This window comes from Pedobacter sp. 01N416 (assembly GCF_056399685.1).
Map to the genome: position 1 here is coordinate 1 of NZ_JBFTRT010000298.1, position 5,844 is coordinate 5,844.

A 5,844-nucleotide genomic window follows, 5' to 3' on the forward strand; every position below is an offset into this window, starting at 1 on the left:
CTTTTCGGGCTTACTGTTTTTAATTGTACGTTATCTTTTTGTACGTGCCCTGCTTAAACGTACGGAAGACATCCAGAAAATGAAACTGAATTTCTTCACCTATGTGGCCCACGAAATCAGAACACCACTTACCCTAATTCTTGGCCCGTTAGAAAATCTTTCTAAGCAATATCAAACCGATACCGAGCTAAATCGGCAGATTATTCCTATAAAAAATAATGCAAATAGGCTAATGCGGCTTATTACCGAATTAATGGATTTTAGAAAAGCTGAAACCGGGCACCTTACCCTACATGTTACAGAAGATAATATTGTCGATTTTATTAACGAAATTTTCATCTCCTTCTCTCATCTCGCCCAAACAAATGATATACAGTACGAGTTTGTACACGAGCAGGAAAACATCAGTCTGTTTTTTGATAAACGGCAGCTCGAAAAAGTATTGTTTAACCTGTTATCTAATGCCTTTAAATTCTGCAATAAAGGTGGCAAAATATCTGTTTCTCTATTGGAAATGGAGAATGAAGTAGCGATTAGCATTTCAGATAATGGGTTGGGCATACCTGCAGAAAGCTTAAAGAATCTYTTTAGCGATTATTTCCAGGTAGATGAGCAACATTCAAATCAAATCGGTTCGGGAATAGGTTTGGCACTTTCTAAAGCAATTGTAGAGGAACACARAGGGCATATTGCCGTAGAAAGCACACCTGCTGAAAATGGCGAGCGTGGTTTCACCAACTTTACCGTAAGATTAAAGAAAGGGAAATCACATTTTAAAACGGCTCTTTTTGATGGTGTAAAAGATTATTCAAGCCTTCCTGATATCTATACGCAACAAGCAGAACAAGCGGTAGCAATTTTAAAATCCGAAAAAGAAACTGATATTTCAACCGAAACCATATTGGTGGTGGAAGACAATAGCGAAATCAGACTACTAATTACATCACTGGTTGGCAAACATTACCAGATAGCGGAAAGTGAAAATGGATTAATGGGTTGGGAAACAGCAGTAGAAACGCTGCCCGATCTGATTATCTGCGACATTATGATGCCGATAATGGATGGTATAGTGCTTTGCCGCAGACTTAAGGAAGATGAACGGACCAGCCACATACCTGTTATTATCCTTACAGCCCGTTCTTCTCATATCCACCAGGTTAGCGGCTTGGAAACAGGAGCCGATGCTTATATCACCAAACCTTTTAGTCCTGAATTGCTTTTACTGAATGTTCRCAATCTACTGATGTCGAGACAGACAATGCGTCAAAAATTCCTGAAACACATCCATTTACAGCCGAAAGAGCTCACCATAAATGCCATTGATGAAGCTTTTATGCTAAAACTCTTAAAATACATTGATGAACATATCGCCGATGAAGATTTTGGGGTATCTGAATTAGCTTCAATGGTTGGTATGAGTAGGCCTATTTTGTATAAAAAAATTAGAAAACTTACTAACCTCTCCGTAAATGATTTCGTTAAATCGATCCGTTTAAAGAAAGCGATGGAGCTGTTTAAACAAAATAGGTTTACCATTTATGAAGTGGCTTATCAGGTTGGCTTTAACGATCCAAAATATTTTAGCAGGGAGTTTAAAAAACAATTTGGAAAAAGTCCGCGGGCGTTTATGAATGGAGAGGATGAAGGTTAGTCCTCAGTCGGTAGTCTGAAGTCTTCCGTCGACTCCCTTGGTCTGTCACCCTGAGCGTAGTCGAAGGGCCTATATCGTGAATTAAAGGATTCTTCATTTCATTCAGAATGACCAATTGTAAGAGTTGAATTAAGGATAATTGTTTGGTGGGCCACCAACACATAGAATACGGATTAGGCATCCTTTTGTTATCTTACCTCGCGAAGAATCGTCATTGCGTGGAGGAACGACGAAGCAATCTTAAAGTGCTCGCTACCAGTGATAGTTGTAAGATTGCTTCGTCGGCTGAAAAAGCCTTCTCGCAATGACGGACTATATTTAAAGACGAGCCGTACTATTTTGCTTCCTCCAATTTTAGCACCACACTAGTTCTTGTAGCATTAAGAATAGGATTAAAGCCCACTTTCATCAAGAAATCGCCAGTATAGGTTTTAGTAGCATCTATTGATGATTTTGTTCCTGGATAAAGGTTAATTTCTTTAATGTGGTACTTCTTTGTCGCATCTAAACCGTTCAATTTAATCGGATACTTACTATTTTCACCATAACGGAAGTTTACCAGGTAATTGAAAATTACCCCTTCTGTTTTTTGCGCATTTACATATAACATCGATGCTATGCTACCGGTACGTGGATTAGCCAAACGATACTGTTCGCCTTGCCAGATCGTTTGTTTTACATCATTATAGTTTTTAATGGCCTCCTGACAGAACTGAAGCTCTTTTTCAGGTAATTTACTCACTACGATATCGAAACCCAATTTACCCATCATGGCTACATCGGTACGGAATTTTATTGGCTGTTTTCCCCAATCGGTTACATGGTTGGAACTACTAATGGCCGGATAAAAATAAGAGTATTCCCATTGCATAAATATGCGCTCTAATGGGTCGGTATTATCACTAGGCCAAAACTCTGTAAAATACTGTAAGGCAGCATAATCTACCCTACCACCTCCACCAGAGCATAACATCATAGGCACAGTTGGATATTTTGCACGGATTCTTTGCAATACACTATACAATCCTCTTACATAATCGATGTAAAAATGAGATTGATTTTTTAAATGTGCGGAGTATGCATTGTAAATTACGGCATTACAAYCCCATTTAATGTAAGCCAGTTTAGGATTTTTGGTAAACAGACCATCTACCACACCGAAAACAAAATCCTGTACTTTTGGGTTACTCAGATCGAGCTCTAATTGGTTTCTAAAATAGTATTCAGGTCTGTTCGGCTGTTTTACCACCCAATCTGGATGTTTTTCATAAAGTTCGCTTTTAGGATTAACCATTTCGGGTTCTATCCAAATTCCGAATCTGGTTCCTACATTATCGGCCTCTTTTACTAAAGATGCTATTCCGTTTGGCAATTTCTTCTTGTTTTCCTGCCAATCGCCAAGCCCGGCATGATCATCGTTACGTGGATATTTGTTCCCGAACCAACCATCATCAAGTAAAAAGAAATCGACACCCAGTTTTTTGGTATCTTTTAACAAATCGGCCAATTTTTGTTCATTAAAATCGAAATAAGTAGCTTCCCAGTTATTCAAAAGGGTTAATCTGCTACCCTTTCCATCTAATATCTTATAATTACGTGCCCAATCTTGCAATTTCCTACTGGCGTCTCCTTTTCCCTGATCAGAAAAAGTGTACAAAAAAGCAGGGGTTGTAAAAACTTCACCTGGCTTTAAGCTGTATGGCGAAGCATAATTGTTCATTCCGGCAATAATGCGGAGGTTATCCTGGTAATCCAGCTCAAGATCGATCTTAAAATTACCGCTCCATTCCATCGCACCATACAAAACATTGCCTTCATTTTCTTCAGCAGGCTTATCTAACGAAATCATAAAAACAGAAGGTTGAAACAAATTTGCCCTCGTACCCAGTTTGCTATCCAAAGTTTTAATACCATGGGTAATTTCACTTTGTTCTGGCTGCATTTCTTTGGCCCAATCGCCATGATACTGATTTAACCAAAAACGTGGTGATTTTAAGTGCAGATTGGCCGAGGCGTATTTATGTAATACCACTGTACCTTTCTCATTATGTTTAATCTCCGTCCATTGTTCTATTACATCTTGTTTATAAAAAGACTTATAAAACATGGTGACTTCGAAATTGTAAACCGGGTCTTTCAACCTGATTTTAAGTAGACTCACATTATTATCAATAGCCGTTACGGTATGATCAACGTATTTCAGATCGAGTGAGTTATTGCCATCGGCATGGGTAACGCTAATAGCTGGTTCTACCAAATTCCTTGATCCTGAAGGTGTATACACCGAATTTAGCTGACCAGTATAATCTTCAGTCTGTTTATATTGCGCAGTAACTTGGGCGTATTCTTGCTTATTTGCCAGTTTTTTTCCAAAAAAGATAGTGTTTACATCTTTCTTTACATCGGCCTGTAATACCACGGCATTGTGCGCGGTTTCAATAGGAATAATGGTTTGGGCGTTAATATTGCCAACGGTAAAGAGTGAAATGGTAATCGCCAATGCCCCATGCTTGATGTAACCGGTAATTTGATCTGACTTGTTCATTTGTGTTTTCAATGTTAATCGGGTGAAGGCAAAATATCTCCCTTAGCAATCAGCTTATGGTTTAGGCCATTGATGATTCTCTGTACAAGCTGTTCGTGTTTCGAGAAAGAATTTATGATGCTCAACTCCTTAATTTCATTGAACAGCTTTTTCTTATTCATGCAGCAATATTTGGTTTAATCGATTTACTGGAGGTTAATTTGCTCGAAATATATAAATTTAATAGTGATAATCTGTAAAATTTTTATCGCCATACCAGATGTTTATCGATGGCATTTAAGAAAATTCATCATGGCGAGGCAAGCCGGCCACGCAATTACTTGCTTAAAAAGCAATCATTTGGAACTGAGAAACGAGCTAAATTCTTTTTTTAATGTGAAGCCAGCTGTTATTATCCGGCATTATTAACTTTAGTAATTGCAATGAATAAATAGCGTATTATACGTAATATCCTGCAGTACAGCGACAAAATAATGTTAAATGAGCGGAATAAAAATGCGCCATGCAACAACAATATGTAACAACCGGTATAAGAAATTGTCTAAAACTTTTAACGGTCTCAAAATGTTTAATTAAGAAAAAAAAGAAAGAACATGGGAATTTTAAAAACAGCAATTATTGGCGCCGCAGTTTATGCCGGTGTAAAATATATCACGAAGAAAGATCCAATTACCGGCCAATCGATAGTTGATGAGCTATTGGATAAGGCTCCGGGATGGGTAGATAAAGCAAAAGGATATACCGAAGATCTGAAAAACAGGGCAAGTAATGCTGCCGAAGACTTAGCCAGATGAATACCTGGAAGAAAGCAGGAACTCCAACACACGAGATACCTCTTTCTTTAAAATTTCAAACAAAAACGTCCCGATTTAAACCGGGACGTTTTTGTTTTTTGTGTCAGATGGCAACATCTGACACCACTATTACCACTATCGGATTAAAAAGCATCAAACCAAAGTTTGGTGGTTAATAAATCTGCACCCTGACTGCTCACCGCATTTTTATAATTCTGTCCGTTTAACGATTGTTCAGAACCTGGATAAATAAAACGTACCGGAATTTTGCCATTCAACACGGTATTAACAGATGCAGTTAATTGCGGATAATCTAACCTTCTCTGCTCTGTCCAGGCTTCTAACCCCTGACCAAATAAAGCGATCCATTTTTGTTCACCGATTGATTTTTTATAATTACCTGCATCATATTGTATTGAAGTCTGATTAATATAATCATCAACAACACTTCCACCAATACTGTATTGATCAAATGATGCCCTGATGGCCTGTTTATACAGATCAGCGGCATTTTCGGCAGTAAAACCTCTTGCAGCTGCTTCTGCCCTATCAAAAAGCAGTTCGGCATAGCTAAAAATCACAGCAGGTGCTTTTGGTGCTAAAAAATAAGTTCCTGGTCTGGAAGAATTTGCCAAACCTATTGCACTGGCTTCTGAATTTGTTGAGCCATTCGGAATGCCTACATACGTTTGAGGTGTAGCATTATCAGTTTTGCTTGCATAAACTGGTAACCTAGGATCATTTAGTGCAAAAAGTTTATCCACAATGGTTTTGCTGATCCGGTAATCATTCCTGGTTTCGAATGAGGCTGCTACCGGATTTTGCTGAGGTGAATCACTGTAGAACAGTTGTGC

Annotated in this window: 5 protein-coding genes; 2 read left to right on the forward strand and 3 right to left on the reverse strand. The window is 38.4% G+C overall.

The window, feature by feature from the left end; translation table 11 throughout:
• Nucleotides 1-1,651 (forward strand): hybrid sensor histidine kinase/response regulator transcription factor (locus tag AC1DND_RS16575; protein ID WP_477583254.1); only part of this gene is annotated, 1,651 nt, incomplete at its 5' end.
• Between the two features lie 334 nt (nt 1,652-1,985).
• Here the strand turns inward: AC1DND_RS16575 and AC1DND_RS16580 are convergent.
• Together AC1DND_RS16580 and AC1DND_RS16585 are read right to left on the reverse strand one after the other, a co-directional pair.
• Nucleotides 1,986-4,196: an alpha-galactosidase gene (locus AC1DND_RS16580; protein ID WP_477583256.1), complete on the reverse strand. Its 2,211-nt coding sequence runs from the start codon at nt 4,194-4,196 to the stop codon at nt 1,986-1,988.
• 14 nt (nt 4,197-4,210) lie between these two features.
• The gene (locus AC1DND_RS16585) at nt 4,211-4,357 is read right to left on the reverse strand and encodes a hypothetical protein (RefSeq protein WP_477583258.1); all 147 of its coding nucleotides are present in this window, start codon (nt 4,355-4,357) and stop codon (nt 4,211-4,213) included.
• Between the two features lie 432 nt (nt 4,358-4,789).
• Between AC1DND_RS16585 and AC1DND_RS16590 the strand changes: the two genes are divergently transcribed.
• On the forward strand, nt 4,790-4,990 hold the full coding sequence (locus tag AC1DND_RS16590; protein ID WP_036670470.1) for a hypothetical protein: 201 nt from the start codon (nt 4,790-4,792) through the stop codon (nt 4,988-4,990).
• Between the two features lie 143 nt (nt 4,991-5,133).
• Here the strand turns inward: AC1DND_RS16590 and AC1DND_RS16595 are convergent.
• Nucleotides 5,134-5,844, reverse strand: a 711-nt coding sequence (locus AC1DND_RS16595) for a SusD/RagB family nutrient-binding outer membrane lipoprotein (protein WP_477583260.1), incomplete at its 5' end; no start/stop codon positions are given.